This is a genomic window from Mesorhizobium sp. WSM4809 (genome assembly GCF_055811655.1).
Genome location: NZ_JBVVQW010000009.1, coordinates 94,080 through 113,525, shown reverse-complemented (window position 1 = coordinate 113,525; position 19,446 = coordinate 94,080). Strand labels below are relative to the sequence as shown.

The 19,446-nt window shown below is 63.4% G+C and carries 18 protein-coding genes; 11 read left to right on the top strand and 7 right to left on the bottom strand.

The features are described 5' to 3' along the window. Positions 1 to 119 precede the first annotated feature (119 nt). Entirely contained in the window at positions 120 to 1,430 is a 1,311-nt protein-coding gene (ugpB, locus tag AC0L24_RS22015; protein ID WP_127395972.1) for a sn-glycerol-3-phosphate ABC transporter substrate-binding protein UgpB, read from the bottom strand. 360 nt (positions 1,431 to 1,790) lie between these two features. On the opposite strand from ugpB, the gene AC0L24_RS22010 reads away from it, so the two are divergent. Next, the gene (locus AC0L24_RS22010; protein WP_292679702.1) at positions 1,791 to 4,223 is read left to right on the top strand and encodes a sensor domain-containing diguanylate cyclase; all 2,433 of its coding nucleotides are present in this window, start codon (positions 1,791 to 1,793) and stop codon (positions 4,221 to 4,223) included. Position 4,224: 1 nt separating this feature from the next. Here AC0L24_RS22010 and tlpA read toward each other — a convergent pair whose 3' ends face one another. Continuing rightward, positions 4,225 to 4,914, bottom strand: a complete 690-nt coding sequence (gene tlpA, locus AC0L24_RS22005; protein WP_127395970.1) for a thiol:disulfide interchange protein TlpA — start codon at positions 4,912 to 4,914, stop codon at positions 4,225 to 4,227. A gap of 35 nt (positions 4,915 to 4,949) precedes the next feature. Between tlpA and argH the strand changes: the two genes are divergently transcribed. The 6 genes from argH to AC0L24_RS21975 all read left to right on the top strand — a co-directional run bounded on the left by argH (position 4,950) and on the right by AC0L24_RS21975 (position 12,296). Then, positions 4,950 to 6,350, top strand: coding sequence for an argininosuccinate lyase (argH, locus tag AC0L24_RS22000; RefSeq protein WP_127408624.1), 1,401 nt, complete (start codon positions 4,950 to 4,952; stop codon positions 6,348 to 6,350). Positions 6,351 to 6,468: 118 nt separating this feature from the next. Beyond that, a complete protein-coding gene (lptM, locus tag AC0L24_RS21995) occupies positions 6,469 to 6,675 on the top strand; it encodes an LPS translocon maturation chaperone LptM (RefSeq protein ID WP_023811112.1) in 207 nt (68 codons plus the stop codon). A gap of 63 nt (positions 6,676 to 6,738) precedes the next feature. Continuing rightward, positions 6,739 to 8,007: a diaminopimelate decarboxylase gene (gene lysA, locus AC0L24_RS21990; RefSeq protein WP_473564149.1), complete on the top strand. Its 1,269-nt coding sequence runs from the start codon at positions 6,739 to 6,741 to the stop codon at positions 8,005 to 8,007. A gap of 40 nt (positions 8,008 to 8,047) precedes the next feature. Then, positions 8,048 to 8,989 carry a threonine/serine dehydratase gene (locus AC0L24_RS21985; protein WP_128364526.1) on the top strand — a complete coding sequence of 314 codons (942 nt, stop codon included), beginning with the start codon at positions 8,048 to 8,050 and terminating at the stop codon, positions 8,987 to 8,989. Positions 8,990 to 9,224: 235 nt separating this feature from the next. After that, a complete protein-coding gene (locus AC0L24_RS21980; RefSeq protein WP_292679701.1) occupies positions 9,225 to 11,813 on the top strand; it encodes a TIGR02302 family protein in 2,589 nt (862 codons plus the stop codon). A gap of 111 nt (positions 11,814 to 11,924) precedes the next feature. Then, positions 11,925 to 12,296 carry a glyoxalase superfamily protein gene (locus tag AC0L24_RS21975; RefSeq protein ID WP_128364524.1) on the top strand — a complete coding sequence of 124 codons (372 nt, stop codon included), beginning with the start codon at positions 11,925 to 11,927 and terminating at the stop codon, positions 12,294 to 12,296. Here the strand turns inward: AC0L24_RS21975 and AC0L24_RS21970 are convergent. Then, the gene (locus AC0L24_RS21970; RefSeq protein WP_473564148.1) at positions 12,275 to 13,168 is read right to left on the bottom strand and encodes a LysR family transcriptional regulator; all 894 of its coding nucleotides are present in this window, start codon (positions 13,166 to 13,168) and stop codon (positions 12,275 to 12,277) included. The two genes, AC0L24_RS21975 and AC0L24_RS21970, sit on opposite strands and share 22 nt — an antisense overlap. Before the next feature lie 210 nt (positions 13,169 to 13,378). Here AC0L24_RS21970 and AC0L24_RS21965 point away from each other — a divergent pair, with 210 nt between their 5' ends. Continuing rightward, a complete protein-coding gene (locus tag AC0L24_RS21965) occupies positions 13,379 to 14,326 on the top strand; it encodes a DMT family transporter (RefSeq protein ID WP_189367565.1) in 948 nt (315 codons plus the stop codon). On the opposite strand, the gene AC0L24_RS21960 is transcribed toward AC0L24_RS21965, so the two are convergent. From AC0L24_RS21960 to AC0L24_RS21950, 3 genes are all read right to left on the bottom strand, one after another. Further along, entirely contained in the window at positions 14,327 to 14,698 is a 372-nt protein-coding gene (locus AC0L24_RS21960; protein WP_027038124.1) for a response regulator, read from the bottom strand. 198 nt (positions 14,699 to 14,896) lie between these two features. Then, positions 14,897 to 15,439 (bottom strand): hypoxanthine phosphoribosyltransferase, encoded by a 543-nt coding sequence (gene hpt, locus AC0L24_RS21955; protein WP_127809200.1) that lies wholly within the window; start codon positions 15,437 to 15,439, stop codon positions 14,897 to 14,899. Positions 15,440 to 15,462: 23 nt separating this feature from the next. After that, positions 15,463 to 16,107 (bottom strand): hypothetical protein, encoded by a 645-nt coding sequence (locus AC0L24_RS21950; protein ID WP_128288211.1) that lies wholly within the window; start codon positions 16,105 to 16,107, stop codon positions 15,463 to 15,465. A 192-nt stretch (positions 16,108 to 16,299) separates the two neighbouring features. Here AC0L24_RS21950 and ftsE point away from each other — a divergent pair, with 192 nt between their 5' ends. The 3 genes from ftsE to AC0L24_RS21935 all read left to right on the top strand — a co-directional run bounded on the left by ftsE (position 16,300) and on the right by AC0L24_RS21935 (position 18,806). After that, positions 16,300 to 16,959 carry a cell division ATP-binding protein FtsE gene (gene ftsE / locus AC0L24_RS21945; RefSeq protein WP_010911739.1) on the top strand — a complete coding sequence of 220 codons (660 nt, stop codon included), beginning with the start codon at positions 16,300 to 16,302 and terminating at the stop codon, positions 16,957 to 16,959. Beyond that, positions 16,952 to 17,947, top strand: coding sequence for a cell division protein FtsX (locus AC0L24_RS21940; protein ID WP_027038121.1), 996 nt, complete (start codon positions 16,952 to 16,954; stop codon positions 17,945 to 17,947). The genes ftsE and AC0L24_RS21940 overlap by 8 nt, the downstream gene beginning before the upstream one ends. 133 nt (positions 17,948 to 18,080) lie before the next feature. Next, positions 18,081 to 18,806, top strand: coding sequence for a YdcF family protein (locus AC0L24_RS21935; RefSeq protein ID WP_127809198.1), 726 nt, complete (start codon positions 18,081 to 18,083; stop codon positions 18,804 to 18,806). On the opposite strand, the gene AC0L24_RS21930 is transcribed toward AC0L24_RS21935, so the two are convergent. Continuing rightward, complete coding sequence (locus AC0L24_RS21930) at positions 18,807 to 19,439, bottom strand: pyridoxamine 5'-phosphate oxidase family protein (RefSeq protein WP_127809197.1); 633 nt, start codon at positions 19,437 to 19,439, stop codon at positions 18,807 to 18,809. Between the last annotated feature and the right edge of the window lie 7 nt (positions 19,440 to 19,446).

The window sequence follows — 19,446 nt, the reverse complement described above, 5'->3', positions numbered from 1 at the left end:
TCGGATTGGGCTTCATCGACCGTTGGCGAAATCGCAAGCGACGGCAAAACTCCCCTCGCCGAGGGGAGATGCCTGGCAGGACAGGTGGATGCGCCGTAGAGCAAGGACCTGCGCTCGCTCTAATTCCCCAGCGCTTCCTTGATCGCCGCATTGCCACGCGTAACCGCATTGTCGAGCGCCTGCTGCGCGGTTTGCTGGCCGGCGAGCATCTTTTCGAACTCCTCGTTCTGGATATCGCGCACCTGCGGCAGGTTCGGCAGACGTACGCCCTTGGAATTGTCGGTTGGCGCCTTACCCGTCATCTGCAGGATCGGGGTCTCGCGACCGACGTTCTTGTCATAGAAACCGGACTTCTTGGTCGCTTCATAGGCGGCAAGCGTTACCGGCAGATAACCCGACTTCTGGTGCAGGTATTCTTGCACCTCGGTCTTCGACAGGTAGGCGAAGAAGGCCGCGACGCCCTTGTATTCCTCGTCGGATTTATCAGCGAAAACCCACAGGCTGGCGCCACCCGGCGTCGTGTTCTGCGGTGCGCCCTTGGCGTCGCTGTCATAGGGCAATTGGCCGATGCCGTAATTCATGCCGGACTTGACGATATCGCCAAGGCCGCCGGAGGATTCGGTCATGATCCCGCATTCGCCGGCGAGGAAGATCTGCTTGGCTTCGGAGGTGCGGCCGCCATATTTGAAAGTGCCGTCCTTGGCGAGGTCCGCCAGCGCCTGGAAGTGGTTGACGAAAATCGGCGCATTGATCTTGAGCTCGACATCGCCGCCGGCCAGACCGTTCTGCTGGGTGGCCCATGACACGTCATTCCAGGCCGCGAAATTCTCCAGATGGATCCAGGTCAGCCAGGTCGAGGTGTAGCCGCAGGCGGCCGCGCCGCTCGCCTTGATCTTCTTGGCGTCTTCCCACACCTCGTTCCAGGTCTTGGGCGGGCTGTCGACGTCGAGACCAGCCTTCTTGAAGATATCCTTGTTGTAATAAAGGATCGGCGAGGAGGAGTTGTAGGGGAAGGAGAGCATGGTGCCGTCCGGCTTCGAATAATAGCCGACTATGCCTGGCAGATACTGGCTCTTGTCGAAGGTCATTCCAGCGCTGGTCAACACATCGGCTGCCGGCTTGATTGCGCCTTCGGCTGCCATCATCACGCCGGTGCCGACGTCGAACACCTGCATAATGTCGGGCGCCTGGCCGGCACGGTAGGCGGCGATGCCGGCATTCAGCGTCTCGGGATACGTGCCTTTGAACACCGGAACAAGTTCATAGTCGCTCTGGCTGGCATTGAAATCTTTGGAGATCTTGTCGACAACTTCGGCATTGGCGCCAGTCATGGCGTGCCACCAACTGATCTGCGTGACAGCAAAAGCGGAGGTTGAGGAAAGCATCATAAAGGTAGCGGCAACACCGGCCGCGAAGCCGAAGGACTTCATGTTTCATCTCCCGTTTGTCATTGGCGAAAGGGGGCACTCCCGCAAAGGCAATATGTGTCGCTCGTGACAATCAGACAACGGTTTTGTTGCAGATCGACGAACTTCGCCCTTTACCCAACGCCACCCTCGCCTCCGCTTGGACGCATGGAAAGCCACACGGCTAGCCGGCTTAGCGAGACGACGAGCGCCAGGAACTGCCGTCGGAACTGCCAAGCTAGCTTTCGGGGTGGCAGCCTTGATTGCAGCCGCTGCAACCCGAAGAGACACGCCAAGGTTGCAGGCGACTTTATCGATCCCTCAACGGCAAAGCGCTACTCAATCCTGCTGCCCTGTTTATTTCCAAAGATCAGGTGAAATAAAATGCTGACGGTCTACAATTGTATCGTCAACGAACACGATCTGAGACTGGTCGCACTCGCCGCGCTGATCTGCGGAATTTCCTGTTTCTCTGCCGTCAACCTGCTTCATCACATAAGCCGCTCCACCGATCGGAACCGGCTTGCCTGGCTGATGATCGCGGCCACTTCGACCGGCTTCGGCATCTGGGCAACGCACTTCATCGCCATGCTCGCATTCACACCGGGCATACCCAGTGCTTACGATCCCGCACTTTCCGTGCTTTCGCTCGCTGCTTCGGTCACTCTGACGGCAGCCGGCATGTGGATCGCCACCTTGCGGAATGAGTTCGACTATCATCTCGTCGGCGGCGCCGTGCTGGGCGGCGGTATCGCGGCCATGCACTACATCGGTATGGCGGCGTTCGAGGTTCAGGGCCGCATCGAGTGGAACCTGTTGCTTGTCGCCGTTTCCCTTCTGGCCGGCGTAACGCTCGCGGCGCTGGCGCTGCGTGTCGTGCAGCGCCGTCCCTCCTTGAAGGCGACATCCGGCGGCGCGGTGCTGCTGACGCTGGCGATCTGCACCTTGCATTTCATCGGTATGGGTGCCGTCTCGATCTTCCCCGATCCCTCGATCGTCATATCCGAATACACGATCGAGCCGACCTCGCAGGCTTTTGCGGCCGCCGCCGCCACACTGGTGATCCTGGTTCTGTCGGCATCGGCGCTGTGGATCGATTTGCGCTTCCGTCGCCAGAAGCTCGAGGTAGACCGCATGCACGGTCTGGCCAATGCCGCCGTGGAGGGGCTGATCGTCTGCGACGGCCACCGCATCATCAGTGCCAATGACAGCATGGCGACATTGACGGGCATCGCAACAGCGACGCTGAACGGAATGCAGCTTGGCGATCTCTTCGGATCCGATATGTCGGGCTTCGGCGAACAGCCGCAGGAGGCCGAATTGAGCGGCCGCGATGGCACGAGCATTCCTGTCGAGCTGATCGCCAGGAGCATCGACTATTGTGGCAAGCCTCACAACGTGGTTGCGGTCCGCGACATTCGCGAGCGCAAGAAGGCGGAACAGGAGATCCTGCGGCTTGCCCATTTCGATCCATTGACCGGACTGGCCAATCGCCGCAGCTTTTCCGGCCGGCTGGAGACGGAAATTGCTGCGATGGGCCGGACCAGGAAAGGCGGCCAGCTTGCGCTTCTGCTGCTCGATCTCGACCGGTTCAAGGAGGTCAACGACCTGTATGGGCACGGCGCGGGCGACGCCATGCTGCAGAAGGTTGCGCACTGCGTTACCGGCATTCTTCGCCAAGGACAGATGGTGGCGCGGCTGGGCGGCGATGAGTTCGCCATCATCGCGCCGAACCTGACCGACCCGTTGGAGGCGGGCCGTATCGCCAACACCGTGCTGACCGCCATGCGCGAGGAAAACCGGCTTTCTGCCGGCGGCGGCCTTGTGTCGGCAAGCATCGGCATTGCGCTGTATCCATCGGATGCCGAAAACCAGGCCAGCCTGATAAGCCACGCCGATACGGCGCTCTACCGGGCCAAGACCGAAGGCAAGGACACCTACCGCTATTTCGAAGCTTCGATGGGGGCCGAGGCCCGCGACAAGCGCGTGATGGAGCACGAACTGCGCCAGGCGGTCGCACGCCAGGAGTTCTACCTCGTCTACCAGCCGCAGAAAGAGATCAGCAGCGGAAAGATGGTCGGCTTCGAAGCCCTGGTCCGCTGGCGGCATCCGACGCGCGGCGACGTCTCGCCGAGCATATTCATCCCGGTCGCCGAAGACAGCGGCGCCATTGGCCAGATTGGCGAATGGGTGCTGACGGCCGCCTGCGAGGAAGCCGCCCGCTGGGAAAATCCGCTGACGGTGGCCGTCAACGTTTCGGCGGTGCAGCTCCACAACACGAATTTCAGCCGCGAGGTCCACGAAACCTTGCTGAATTCCGGCCTGGCGCCCGGCAGGCTCGAGCTTGAGATCACCGAGACGGCGCTTGTCAAGGACATGCCGCGGGCATTGGCCACCTTGCGGCAGGTCAAGGCGCTAGGCGTGCGCGTCGCCATGGACGATTTTGGAACCGGCTATTCCTCGCTCTCCAACCTTCGCGCCTTTCCCTTCGACAAGATCAAGATCGATGGCTCATTCATCAAGTCCGTCGACAAGAACGGCCAGGTCGCGGCGATCGTGCGCGCCGTCCTGGGACTTGGACGCGGGCTCGGCCTGCCGGTTCTGGCGGAGGGTGTCGAGACGCTCGGCGAACTGAAGTTCCTGGACGCCGAAGCCTGCGAGATCGGCCAGGGCTACTATATCGGCAAGCCGGCTCTCATCGAGGAATTCGGCGATCTGACCGGCGTCGTCGCACCCGCTGTCGGCAGCAAACCCGCCAGCCTGCGCGACAGAAGCGTTCTGGCCTTCGCGCCCGCACCCGCGCTAGCCACACGCTAGACTACAGGCTCTCGGGCTTGAGTGCCGTCTCGACCAGCCGCCTGGCGTCCGGCCCCGACCATTCGGCCGGGCCGTTCATGTGGGCGATCAGGCAGCCCTCGCCGTCGATCAGCATGGTGACGGGAAGGCCTAGCGCCAAGCCGCGCTTCTTGAGGTCGTTGAACAGCGTCATCGTCGAATCCCGGTAATAGCCGAGCGTCGCGACGCCGGTATCGCTGAGGAACTTCTTCGGCTTCACATCGTCGCCGGCATCGACGTTGACGGCGACCACTTCAAAGGAGTCGCTGCCCTTTTCCTTCTGCAGCGCATCGAGCGCCGGCATTTCGGCACGGCACGGCGCGCACCATGTCGCCCACAGATTGAGCAGCACCGTCTTGCCGGCATGATCGGCAAGCGTCATCGGCTTGCCGTCCGGACCATTGAAGGCAAGGCTCTTCATGGATTGAGGCGGATCGGCCGGCAAAAGTGCCGCAACCTCACCGGTGGCCGACGCCGCGACTTTCTTGGCGCGGTCGCTCTTGGCCGCGCAAGTCACGTCGTCCCTGCTGTCACCCACGGCAGCTTGTGCCGGTGCATTGTTGCCAGACCGGCTCTCGCTGACATATACCGCGACCGCGCCCGCCAGCGCGCCCGCCACCAAGGCGGCGAGGATCAGGCGCGGGGCCGGGAAGAATCTACTACCGTCTGCCATTTTCTCAAAACTGCTCCGAAGCACGGGTTATAGCCATGAGCGACAAGAAAACCAGCAACCAGATGTGGGGCGGACGTTTTGCCTCGGGTCCGGCCGCGATCATGGAAGCGATCAACGCGTCTATCTCCTTCGACCGCAAACTCTATGCGCAGGACATCAAAGGCTCGATCGCCCATAGCGAGATGCTGGCGCAAACGGGCATTATTTCGGCGGCCGACCAAGAAAAAATCGCTGACGGGCTGAACACGATCCTGAAAGAGATCGAGGCCGGCAGCTTCGAGTTTTCGACACGGCTCGAAGACATCCACATGAACATCGAGGCGCGCCTCGCCGATCTGATCGGCCCGGCGGCCGGCCGGCTGCACACCGCCCGCTCGCGCAATGATCAAGTCGCGGTCGATTTGCGGCTGTGGGTCAAGGATGAATGCTTTCGCGTCGCCGAGGCGTTGAAAGGGCTGATCGAGGCGCTGCTGGAGCGGGCCGAGGAGCATGCCGCGACCGTGATGCCGGGCTTTACCCATATGCAGGCGGCCCAGCCGGTGACCTTCGGCCATCACTGCATGGCCTATGTCGAGATGTTTTCGCGCGACCTGTCGCGCGTGCGCGATGCGATCGAGCGGATGGATGAAAGCCCGCTCGGTGCCGCGGCCCTCGCCGGCACCAGCTTCCCGATCGACCGTCACCGGACCGCCAAGGCGCTCGGCTTCCGCGAGCCGATGCGCAATTCGCTCGACAGCGTCTCGGATCGCGATTTCGCGCTCGAGTTCCTCGGCGTGGCGGCGATCTGCGCCACGCATCTGTCACGGCTGGCCGAAGAGATCATCATCTGGTCGACGCCGCAGTTCGGCTTCGTCAGGCTGTCGGACTCGTTTTCCACCGGCTCCTCCATCATGCCGCAGAAGAAGAACCCCGATGCCGCCGAACTGGTGCGCGGCAAGACCGGCCGCGTCACCGGTCATCTGGTCGGCCTGCTGACGGTGATGAAGGGCATGCCTTTGACCTATGGCAAGGATATGCAGGAAGACAAGGAATCGGTGTTCGACGCCGCCGAGACGCTCGACCTGATGCTGGCGGCGATGACCGGCATGGTCTCGGACATGACGGTCAACGCTGCCGCAATGAAGAAGGCCGCCGGCTCCGGCCACGCGACAGCAACCGATCTTGCCGACTGGCTGGTGCGCACGCTCGGCCTGCCGTTCCGCGAGGCGCATCATGTCACCGGCCGGGCGGTGGCGCTGGCCGAAGACAGGAAGGTGGGGCTGGAGAAGCTTTCACTGGAGGATTTGCAGTCGATCAATTCCGGCATCACGGCCGACATATTTTCGGTGCTGGCGGTGCAGAACTCGGTCAAGAGCCGCACCAGTTTCGGCGGCACGGCGCCGTCGGAAGTGAGGAAGCAGATCCGTGCCTGGAAAAAGCGACTGGCGAAAGCGTAATGCCGGATATTGCGAGCAGTAATATCCCGGATATTGCGACGGGCAATATCTCGGGGTGCAATGCGCCGAGAACTCGGCTAAAAGCGGCGGCTGACAAACGTTTCGGACGGATGGATCGATGACCGGAAGCAGGATTTTGGTGACGCTGACGCTGCTGGTTGCGATCGCGGCCGTTTCGGCCTGCGGCAGGAGGGGCGCTCTCGACACGCCCTATGAGGCGGCCGTGCAGGCGCGCAAGGATGCCTCAAAGGCCCACCAGCCCGTGCCGCCGGAGCCGGAAAAACCGGTCAAGGACAAGAAATTCATCCTCGACCCGCTGATCTAGAGCCGACGAGAGCCGGGCCTTTCAACCCGATCTCATCGCGCCCCAACTTCCGGAACCACTCTCGTGAACCATTTCGACTACCGCGACGGCGTGCTCCATGCCGAGGACGTGGCGATCCCCGACATCGCCGCACAGATCGGCACGCCATTCTACTGCTATTCGACGGCGACCCTGACCAGGCACTACCGGGTGTTTGCCCAGTCCTTTGCAGGGCTGGACGCGCTGGTCTGCTACGCCATGAAGGCCAATTCCAACCAGGCCGTCCTGCGGACGCTGGCCAAGCTCGGCGCCGGCGCCGACGTGGTTTCGGAAGGTGAATTGCGCCGGGCGCTCGCCGCCGGCATTCCGGCCGGCAAGATCCTGTTTTCGGGCGTCGGCAAGACCGCGCGCGAAATGGACTTTGCCCTTGCTGCCGGCATCCTTTGCTTCAACGTCGAATCCGAGCCTGAACTCGAGCTGTTGTCGGCGCGAGCCACCGCCCTTGGCAAGGTGGCGTCGATCTCGCTGCGCATCAATCCCGACGTCGACGCCAAGACCCACAAGAAGATCTCCACCGGCAAGGCCGAGAACAAGTTCGGCATCCCGTGGCAGCGGGCGCGGCAGGTTTATGCCCGCGCGGCAAAGCTTCCCCGCATCAGGATCACCGGCATCGATACCCATATCGGCAGCCAGATCACCGAGCTGCAGCCCTTCGACGATGCCTTCGCCCTGCTTGTCGATCTCGTCGGCGCGCTGCGGGCGGACGGCCATGCCATCGAGCATATCGATGTCGGCGGCGGGCTCGGCATTCCCTACCGCATCGACAACAACCCGCCGCCGCTGCCCGACGCCTATGCCCAGATCGTCAGGAAGCATGTCACCAAGCTCGGGCTGAAGGTGATGTTCGAGCCTGGCCGGCTGATATCGGGCAATGCCGGCATCCTCGTCTCGGAAGTGATCTTCGTGAAGGAAGGCGACGCCAAGAACTTCCTCGTCGTTGATGCCGCCATGAACGATCTCATCCGGCCGACGCTCTACGACGCCTTCCACGACATCCGTCCGGTCGTGCAGCCGCCGGCCGACACGCCGCGCATGATGGTCGACGTGGTAGGCCCGGTCTGCGAGACCGGCGACTATATCGGCCTGGACCGCGATCTGCCCAGGCTGAAGGCCGGCGACCTGATTGCCGTCTCCACCGCCGGCGCCTATGGCGCGGTGCAGGCCGGCACCTACAACACCCGCCTGCTGGTGCCGGAGGTGCTGGTCGACGGCGACCGGTTCCACGTCGTGCGCCCACGCCCGACCTATGACGACCTGATCGGGCTGGATTCCATGCCCGACTGGCTTGCATAGAAGCGCCGGAAACACACCTACCCGTCATAGGGAGCAAGTCATGACGAACGGCATCACCGTCACACGCGAGCGCATTGCCGCGATGGAACCGCGCATCCGCCCCTATATCAGGCACACGCCGGTGCTGCGCGTCGACATGGCCGACTTCGACCAGCCGCCGCTGGCCGTCGACCTGAAGCTCGAATGCCTGCAGCATTCCGGCTCGTTCAAGGCGCGCGGCGCCTTCACCAATCTCTTGGAGCGTCCGGTTCCCGAGGCCGGTGTCGTCGCAGCATCGGGCGGCAACCATGGCGCGGCCGTCGCCTATGCCGCCATGCGGCTCGGCCACAAGGCGACCATCTTCGTTCCCGAAGTGAGCCCGCCAGCCAAACTGGAGCGAATCCGCTCCTACGGCGCCGAACTGATCGTCGGCGGCGCCCGCTACGCCGAGGCGCTGGCGGCCAGCGAACGGTTCGCCGAGGAGACCGGCGCCTTGCAGATCCATGCCTTCAACCAGGAGGAAACGCTCGTCGGCCAGGGCACGCTCGGGCTCGAAATCGAGAGCGATTTGCCTCGGATCGACATGCTGCTGGTCGCTGTCGGCGGCGGCGGCCTGATCGGCGGCATCGCTGCCTGGTTTACCGGCCGCATCCGTATCATCGCCGTCGAGCCGGAAGGAGCGCCGACGCTGCATCGCGCCTTCGAGGCCGGACACCCCGTCGACGCGCCGGCCGAGGGTATCGCCGCCGATTCACTGGCGCCAAAGCGCGTCGGCGAAATGATGTTCCCGATTGCCGAAGCCTTTGTCGAACGCTCGATCCTGGTCAGCGACGACGACATCATCGCCGCGCAGAAGGCGCTGTGGAACCGGGCCCGCATCATCTCCGAGCCGGGTGGCGCCGCCGCCTTTGCCGCGGTCCTGTCGGGCCGCTATGCGCCGGCGGCGGGCGAACGGGTCGCCGTGCTGGTCTGCGGAGCGAATGCGGACCCCGCTACCTTCTAAAGGGCCTGCTGCCTTCTAAAGGGTATGCAGGATGGAACTATAACGGTCCACTTCACGTTTTTCCGAACTGCCTCGCCTTTGCCGTGTTTGCTGGTATTCTTTGAGTCGTGAGGCGTCGGGCTATCCTGCCCGCTCCACAGCATGATCCCGAAAAGTGAAATCCCTTTCGGAACAGATCATGCTCAAAGGGATAGGGCCGCATCCCGGTTTTCGGGATAGGCTCAAGGAAGGGCCGATGACGCAACGACCCACCTTCAGCAGCGATCGCGGCCTGGCCGGACGCCTGGCCTTGAGCCGGTTGGCGACGCGGGTCTCGATGATGGTCGAGCGCGGCTGGCCGTTGCTGCTTCCGCTCGTGATAGTCGCCAGCCTGTTCCTCAGCATCTCCTGGCTGGGGCTGTTCTCCCGGCTGCCGGATATGGCGCGCATCGGCCTGGTCGCTGCTTTTGCCATAGCGGCACTGGCCGCGCTCTATCCGCTGCGCTTCTTCCGCCTGCCGGGCGCCGGCGAAATCGACCGCCGCATCGAGGCCGCCAATCAACTGTTGCACAGCCCGGTGCTGGTGCAGACCGACCGGCCCAGCGGCAGGGAAAGCAGCTTCTCGCAGGCGCTGTGGCGCGAACACCAGAAGCGCATGGCCGGAAAGCTCGACAACCTTGGCGCCGACCTGCCGCGCACGCGCGTGCCGGAGCGCGACCCCTGGGGGCTGCGCGCGGTGGCGGCCCTTTTACTCGTTACCGCCTTCGCCTTCTCCTTCGGGCCGACCGGCGGCAGGATCAGCGACGGCTTCAATGCCCATGGCGCGCGCGATATCGTGCCGCCGCGCATCGATGCATGGGTGACGCCACCGGCCTATACCGGCAAGCCGCCGATCTTCCTGACCGCCGACGCTAACCAGGCGATCCCGACCTTTACGATTCCCGAAGGCAGTGACGTTTCGCTGCGCGTGACGGGCGGCTCGGGCGAGGAAACGCTCGGCTATGCCGACAAGAATGGCAACGCCCGCGTCATCGACCCCGCTGCGCCGCAGGCCGCCGCCAAGCCGGCCGCAAGCCCGGCGCCGCCGTCCAAGGTGCGCCAGTTCACCAGCAAGCTGACCGGCGACGGCACGCTGACGCTGACCTCGGGCAAGGACCAGCTCGGCCGCTGGGCCTTCGCGGTCATATCGGACAAGCCGCCGCAGATCCGCTTCGTCGGCGAGCCCAAGCGCGCCGCAAACGGCGCCTTCGAGCTAAACTACCAGATCGACGACGACTATGGCGCCGCCACCGCCAAGGCAGTGTTCGCGCTCGCCGATCCGCAGGCGCCGAATGCGCGTCCGCTGTACGGTGCACCTGAAATGCCGCTGACGCTGCCGCGCCGCGGCGGCAAGTCGAACGCCGCCAAGACCTCCAAGGACCTGACCGAGCATGTCTGGGCCGGCAACAGCATCAAGCTGAAGCTGGTCGCCACCGATGATGCCGGGCACACCGCATCGAGCGAAACCAAGACGCTGCTGATGCCGGAGCGGCCTTTCGCCAATCCGCTGGCACGCGCCGTGATCGAACAGCGCCGCCTGCTGGCGCTCGACGCCAACGCCAAGCCGCGCGTGCTCGACCTGATGGACGCCATCACACTTCGGCCGGAAGATACGTTCGACAACATGTCCCACTATCTCGCCATCATGAGCGCCCGCACCCGGCTGAAGATGGCCGAGAGCGACGATCAATTGCGCAGCGAGGTCTCCTATCTCTGGGAAATCGCGCTCGGCATCGAGGAAGGCAATCTTTCGGCCGCCGAAAAGCGGCTGCGCCAGGCGCAACAGGCGCTGCAGGACGCCATCAAGAATGGCGCCAGCGACGCTGAAATCGAAAAGGCGATGAAGGAACTGCGCGAGGCGATGAACCAGTTCCTGCAGGAATTCGCGGAGCGCGCCAAGCAGAATCCCAACGCCCCGCAGATGCAGCAGAACGGCCAGGAACTGCGCCAGAGCGACATCGATCGCATGATGGACCAGATCGAAAACCTGGCGAAGTCCGGAGATCGCGACAAGGCCCAGCAACTGCTGTCGCAACTGCAGGACATGATGAACAATCTGCAAGCCGGCCGTCAGCAGCAAGGCGGCCAGCAGGACAGCGAGATGCGCCAGCAGATGGACAAGCTGGGTGAGATCCTGCGGCGTCAGCAGGAGATGATGAACGACACCTTCCGCATGGATCAGATGCAACGCGGCGAGCGCCAGCGCGGGCAGAACCGTGACGAGCAGCTCGGCGAAGGCGGCCAGGATGAGGACAGACCCGGCGTCGGCGAAGACCGCGATCCGCTCGCCCGGCAAAAGCCGATGACACCCCAGGAATTCGCCGATGCGCTGAAACAGCTGCAGCAGGGCCAGGGCCAGCTGCAAAGCGACCTCGATCAGCTGAAGAAGGGCCTCGAAGGCATGGGTATGGAGCCCAATGAAGGATTTGGCGAGGCCGGCAAGTCCATGGGCAATGCCGAACAGGCACTCGGCGAGGGTGAAGGCGATGCGGCCGTCGGTCATCAGGGCCGGGCGCTGGAAGCGCTGCGCAAGGGCGCCAAGGACATGATGAAGCAGATGCAGGCCATGCAGGGCGACCAGGGCGGCGGCGAGGAAGGCGGCCGCCAGCAGAACGCCGATCGTGATCCGCTCGGCCGGCCACGCGCCAGCCAGGGTCCCGATTTCGGCGATTCGGTGAAGGTGCCCGACGAGATCGACGTGCAGCGTGCCCGTCAGATTCTGGAAGCGATCCGCAAACGGCTCGGCAATGCGCTCAGCCCCGACATCGAACGCAGCTATCTGGAACGGCTGCTCGAGCTGAAATAGAGCAATTCCAGGAAAATTGTGAAGCGGTTTTCCGTCCGGAATTGCGAAAAAACAAAGGGATTGCCGCCCGCGTCCATCTCACCTGAAAACCTCTCGCACGGGTGCACCACCATGCCCAGACTTGGCGCTGTCACACCCATCCTGCGCATCTTCGACATTGCCAAGGCGCGTGAATTCTATGTCGGCTTCCTCGGCTTCGAGGTGCAGTGGGAACATCGCTTCGCCGACGACGCGCCGCTTTACGTGGCGGTCGGCCGCGACGGCTGCGTTCTGCATCTCAGCGAACATCATGGCGACGGTGCACCCGGCATCGCCCTGCGCATCGAGGTCGAGGACATCACCGCTCTTCATGGCGAACTGATCGGCAAAAACTACCGCTTCGCCAGGCCGGGCGTGGAAGATACGCCTTGGAAGACCCGCGAGGTGTCGGTCGCCGATCCGTTCGGCAACAGGCTGCATTTCTACGAGGATGCCGCCGGCTGACTGAGCCTGTTGACGAAGGCTTCGCGGATCGCATCCTGCATGCCGTCGATCGCCTCACCTGACGCATTGGGGTTGCGGTGCATCACCACGTTCGAGGAATCGATGGCGCCGAATCCGTCCGCGGTGGTCAGTTCACGACAGCCGTCCGGAATGTTGCTGCGCGAAATCGGCGCGATCGCCAGTCCGGAGGTGACGGCGAGCTTGAGGCCGCCGGTGGTGTCGCTGGTATAGGCGACACGATAGGCAAGATCGCGCTGCTCCAGTGATTTGATGGCGAAGTCCTTGCACCAGCCGGCCCGGTTGTAGAGCGCGATCGGCACCGGCTGTTCCTCATGCATGTGATGCAGGGTCGACGTCACCCACACGGTCGGGTCGTGCATCAGCACTTCGCCGCCGGCGGGATCCTGCCATTCGAACACCACGCACAGATCGAGTTCGCCGGCAGCGAGCGCCGCCATCTGTGCCCCGGAATGGGCATAGCGCACGGTGACCTCGACCTGTGTATGACGCTTCGAGAAGGCGCCGAGCGCGCGCGACAGGATGGCGTGGCCATATTCCTCCGGAATGCCGATGCGCACCGGCCCGCCAAGCGGCGCTGCCGCCATCGATGCCGACGTCTCGTCGAGCAGCGAGACAATGCGGCGGGCGTTGACGATGAGTTCGCCGCCGCGCCGCGTCAACGCGACGCCGCGCGAACCGCGCTCGAACAGGCTGGCGCCGATCAGCTCTTCGAGCTTCTTCATCTGCATCGACACCGCGGATTGGGTGCGGCCGGCCTGCTCCGCCGCCTTGGTGAAATTGCCGGTCTCGGCAATCGCCACGAAGGTTCGCAGGAGGTCGCTGTCGAGGGTCGGCCGCACGGAATCCGCCATAAGAGAATTTGATTGCTGGCATCATTCCAATTCGTTTGCAACATGTCAAACGGCGGACGATAGTCGCCATACCCATTGGATATGCGGCTGCGAAATCAGCCGCGGACCAATCAAGAGTCCTCACTCGTGCCCGCTGCCCGAAACGGTGGCGGGTTCTTTTTACCCCGCAGGCGGCAGCTTCGGGTCGTACGCGCAGGAGCCTGGATGCAGATGCAGAATCGGATGGTGGGCGGCATCCTGAGCCTGTGCCTCGGCGTGCTGGTCTTTTCGCTGCAGGATCCGCTCGTCAAAGCCGTGTCGAGCGGCTATCCGGTGACCGAGGTGATGGCGATCCGCTCGATCGTCGCCCTGCCGATCCTGATCGTTCTGGTCCATGCCGATGTCGGCTTGCGGGCGATCCTGTCGAAGCGATTCGGCATGCTGACGGTGCGCGCCTTCATCCAGTTCACCTCCTATACGATGTACTACCTGGCCATCGCTGCTTTGCCGCTCGCCGATGCGGTGGCGCTTTATTTCATGGCGCCGCTGTTCATCATGGTCCTGGCCGGACCTTACCTTGGCGAGCGCGTCTCCTGGCAGACACTGGCAACCGTGCTGATCGGCTTGTTCGGCGTCCTCGTGATGCTGCGCCCCGGCGCAGGGCTGTTCGACTGGGCAGCGCTGCTGTCGCTGGGATCGGCGGCGCTCTATGGTTTTTCGCAGCTGATGGCCCGCAAGATCGGCGATACTGAATCGTCCACCGTCATGGCCTTCTATCAGAACGGCGCCTATCTGGTCGGCGCCGCCGTGGTTGCCGGGGCGTTTCACCTGGCCGGCATTACACACGCCGTTCACCCGAGCCTGGAATTCCTGGTACGGCCATGGATTTGGCCAACGCTGCCGGATTTTTTCAAGATGGCGGCCTGCGGTTTCGTCGCCTCCGCCGGCATGATCCTGCTGTCGCAGGCCTACCGGATGGCGCCGGCCAACCGCGTTGCCACCTTCGAATACACCGGCATCCTGTGGTCGCCGCTGTGGGGTTTCCTGTTCTTCGCCGAGGTGCCGCGGTCGACGACGGTGATCGGTGCTGCCTTGATTATCGGCGCCGGTCTGCTGGCGCTCAACACCGAACGGCGCAAGAATGTTCCACCCGTGCTCGCTGCCGCCGACCCAGCCTGATCAGGCGAAGCAGATCAGCGCCCGCTCGACTCGCGAACGGATTTCGGCCAGCGTGAAGGGCTTCTGCACGACATCGAGGATGATGCCGTTCAATTCCTCGGCGCGCTCGCGCTGGTCGGCATAGCCGGTCATCAGCACGATCTTGATCGACGGAAACAATGCAGCAGCCGCGATCGCCATCTCGATGCCGTCCATCTCCGGCATGCGGATATCGGAGACGACGAGATCGTAGCCGCCACGCGCCGCCTGGATCAGCGAAAGTCCCTGCGCGCCGTCCGCCGCGATATCGATTGTGTGCCCGGCGCGTTCAAGCGCGCGGGCGGCCAGGGTGCGGACGGACTCATCGTCCTCGACGATCAGAAGCTTTGCCATGGCCGGCATATTTGGCCGCCAAAAGTTGACTTTTCCTGAAAGCCCCCGAGCAATTCAGGAAAAGTGTGAAACGGTTTTCCGGGAAAAGCGCATAGCGCTTTCCCTTGGGAATTGCGTCAAAACAAAAAACTAGAGCGGTTCGGCGTTTTCGTGAAGCGGCGAACCGCTCTAAGCATCAGCAAACCTTTTTGATGCCGCTCAGACATCCCCTTTGACGACACCGACAAACGGCAACTCGCGAAAAGCATGGGCTACATCCATGCCGTAGCCGACGACGAAATAGTCGGGGCAGTCGAAGCCGACATGATCGGCATTGAGCTCGGTCTGGCGGCGCATGCGCTTGTCGAGCAGCACGGCGATCGAACAGCTCTTGGCGCCCCGCGACAACATCAGCTCGCGGGTAAAGCTCAGCGTCTTGCCCGATTCGAGAATGTCGTCGATCAGCAGCACGTCGCGGCCGGCGACCTCATTGTCGATGTCGCGCAGCACCCTCACCTCGCCGCTGCTGGTGCCGGCGCCATAGCTGGAAATGAAGATGAATTCGACCTCCGGCGACAGGCCGACATCGTGCATGGCCCGGATAAGATCGGCGGCGAAGATAAACGAGCCCTTCAGCACCGAGATCACCAGCAGATCGTGATAATCGTGTCCGGCAATCTCCTTGGCGAGTTCGAGATTGCGCCGCGCGATCGCCGATGCTGAAAACAGAACCTCGATGTCCTTGCCGCGTACGATGGGCATTGATGGTCTTCCCCGGTGATCGCCTATTCGGCGAAAGTGACCGACACGGTCTTCACACCGTTTCTAGGCACGTCGAGCCGGCTGGCAAAGCCGAATCTTTCGCCAGACGCCAGCGAACGGCCGGATGTCCCCAACGTATAGCGGGTAGTCTGCCCGTCATTGCCGGTCACCCGGATTTCGAGCGGCGGCAACTGCGTCGGTTTCGCACCATCATTGACGGCCTCGCCATCGACGAACAGCGCGGCGTTCGGCCCGGTAGCGTCGACGCGTGACGTGACGCCCGAAATGCTGAGCGCCGACGCCTGCGCGCTGGATGGGAACGGCGCCTGGCGCACCACCGCGTGCCCGCCGGAGACCCAGAACGCGGCCAAGGCAGCGCCGATACCGGCGACCCAGAAGATCGGCCCGCCGCGCGAGGCTGGTAGCCGCTCCGGCAGGGCCTCGGGCTTGCGCAGCATGTCCATGCCCGCGACGGGTGGCATGACGATCGCACGCGGCAGCGGCGAAACGCTCTCCACGGCAGGCGCAAGGCGCGGCATCACCACGTAATCGGCATCGACGATATCGGCAGCCGAACCACGTATGAACCGGTCCGCTGCGGCGATTGCCGCCCGATCGGTCATGATTTCGCCGGAAACCGGGCGCGCGGTTCGATCGTCAGCCATCATGGCCCCAGCATTGCAGCACGTGTTCGCTTTTCGTTTCTTTTGCGTAAACACAAATGGTTAACGCTTCCCCACCGGAGCCCTCGTGACGAGCCGAAAGAGCCCAGAAATTAACCGCCGGTTAACCATGCCGGCCGATGGTCTTTACCCAGAACAGGCCGGCTCGCCGCCGAGCCGAAATTCAGGTCGTCGAAATTGATTCGTTTCGAAAATGTCGGCCTCCGCTATGGCATGGGTCCGGAAATCCTCCGCGACATCTCCCTGCACATCCCGGAGCGCTCCTTCCAGTTCCTCAGCGGGCCTTCGGGCGCCGGCAAGACGACCTTGCTGCGCTTGCTGTTCATGTCGCTGAAGCCGACGCGCGGGCTGATCACCATCTTTGGCAAGGACCGTTCGCGCATCTCGCGTACCGAATTGCCGCATCTGCGCCGCCGCATCGGCGTGGTGTTCCAGGATTTTCGCCTGCTCGACCACATGACCACCTACGAGAACGTCGCGCTGCCGCTGCGCGTGCGCGGGCGCGAGGAGGCGAGCTACCGCACCGATGTCACCGAACTGTTGAAGTGGGTCGGGCTGGGCGAGCGCATGCACGTGCTGCCGCCGGTTCTGTCCGGCGGCGAGAAGCAGCGCGCGGCGATCGCGCGGGCGCTGATCGAGCAGCCGGAAATCCTGCTCGCCGACGAACCGACCGGCAATGTCGATCCGCCGCTGGCGCGACGGCTGTTGCGGCTGTTTATCGAGCTCAACCGTCTCGGCACCGCGGTGGTGATCGCCACCCACGACCTTGGCCTGATGGAACAGGTCGACGCGCGCCGCATGATCCTGGCCGGCGGAAGGCTGGACATCTATGACTGAACTGTCCGCCGAACATTTTGTGGAACGGGAGCAGGACGCCGAGGCGACCGAGGCAAAGCCCCGCGCCCAGCGCAGGATGGCGCCGATCGTGCCGGCGCAGAACATCGCCGGCCGGGCACTGGTCCTGGTCATCGCCATCATGACCTTCCTGTCCTGCCTGACTTTCGGCGCGGTGACGCTGGTGCGCGACACAGCGTCCGTCTGGGAGAACCAGATTTCACGCGAGGCGACCATCCAGATCAAGCCGGTCGACGGCCTCGACATGGAAGCAGCCCTTACCCAGGCCTCCCAGATCGCCGGTGAATTCCCTGGCGTCAAGACGACCCGGATCATCGACCGCGAGGCGACCGCGAGGCTCCTTGAGCCCTGGCTGGGCTCGGGGCTCAACATCGATGAATTACCCGTGCCGCGCCTGATCATCGTCACCATCGACGAGAACAGCCCGCCCGATTTCGCTGCCATGCGCGCCGCGATCACGCCGAAACTGCCGAGCGCATCGCTCGATGATCACCGCACCTGGGTCGACCGGCTGGTAGCGATGGCCCGCACCACGGTGACCATCGGCATTGCCGTGCTGGCATTGATGCTGTCGGCGACCGTGCTGACCGTGGTGTTCGCGACGCGCGGCGCCATGGCCGGCAACGGTCACATCATCGAAGTACTGCATTTCGTCGGCGCCGAAGCACGCTTCATCGCGCGCGAATTCCGCCGGCATTTCCTGGTCACCGGCATGAAGGGGGCGGCGGCTGGCGGTGCCGCGGCAGTGCTCGTCTTCATCGTCTTTTCCTGGTGGTCGTCGCGCAATATGGCGACGCCGCAGGCCGACCAGGCGACCGCCCTGTTCGGCAATTTCGCCATCGGTTCGGCAGGCTATCTCGGTGTCGTGTTGATGGTGCTGGTGATCGGCGGACTGACGGCTGCCACGTCCCACGCCACCGTCGTTGCCTATCTCAGCGACATCGATGTCCGCCAGCCGGATGCAGGCTAATTCATGTCGCCCAAAAGTGGGAACCGGTTTTGGGACAACGACATAGATAGGACAGGGTGATCACGGATGGAGAATTCACGTAACGCAAAGTGCGTCTTTTACCTACCCAAAGCCGCATTTCAGGATTAACCATATGGCGATGGACGCGCGGGATTCGACCGGTACGGCTGGGCAGATGCCAGTGGTGGTTGCCCGTTCGCATGACCGCTCCGCTGTGAGCCGTCTAAGAGCCGCGTTGCGTCTGTCCGCTCTCTCTGTCCTCATCCTCGCAACATTGTTTGCCGGCGGCTTCGGCTGGTTCGCCAATAAGGTCAGTCACCTGACCACGCCTGCCAATCCGGCCAAGGCGGACGCGATCATCGTGCTGACCGGCGGCCAGTCCCGCCTCGATGCGGCGATGGATCTGCTGGCGTCCGGCAAGGGCGAGCGGCTGCTGATCAGCGGCGTCCATCCTTCGGCCAGCCGCCGCCAGTTGCAGGCGGCGACCGGCGGCGACAAGAAGCTGTTCTCCTGCTGCGTCGACATCGACCGCGCCGCGCTCGATACGATCGGCAATGCGGAGGAAAGCGCCAAATGGGTCGAGAGCCACGCCTATGGCACGGTGATCCTTGTCACCAACAATTATCATATGCCGCGCAGCCTGCTGGAAATGGGCAGGCTGCTGCATGGCGCCAAGCTCGAGCCCTATCCGGTGGTCAATTCCAACCTCGACAATGGCGGCTGGCTGACCAAGCCGCGGGCATTGCGCGTGCTGTTCACCGAATACAACAAGTATTTGCTGGCGCTGGCGCGCGGCATCGTGCCGGTCAAGCCGACGCCCAACGGCATCGCATTGGCCGAAACCGCGGCCGGCGGCTGATTATTCCGCTGCGGCCGCGCCCGAATCTCCCCTGAGCCGTGCGATCTCCTGTTCAAGGCGCTCGATCCGCTTGTCCCGCTCGCCGAGTGCCGCCGCCACGTCGGCCGCCTCGAACCGTTGCGGGATGTGCTGCGGACAATTGGCATCCCAGGCCGAGACGGTGAACAGGATGACTTGCTCGGGGCGCGCCTTGTAGTCTTGCGGCATCAGTTTCGCCATCAGTTCGGCGTCACTCTCGACGACCCGCGCCGTGCCCCAGATCTTGATGCGCTGGCGGTGCATATAGTCGATCAGGAACAGGAACGCCCTTGGATTGTCGGCCAGATTGCCCTGCGTGATGAACTGCCGGTTGCCGGAAAAATCCGCGAAGCCGATCGTATGTTCATCCAGCACCTTGAGGAAGCCGGCCGGCCCGCCGCGATGCTGGACATAGGGCTGCCCCTCGCTGTTGGCGGTCGACAGGAAGACGCTGGTCTGCATTTCGATGAAGGCGGCAAGGTCCGGGGTGATGCCGGCCTGCCAGCCGCCACGCTCCTCGACGCGGGCATAGGACTGACGTGAGCCCTTGCGGGCCTGGATCGCCTTGACGGTCGGCGTGAAGGCGACGTCGCTGGTGAAAGCATGCGCGTTCATTGAAAGC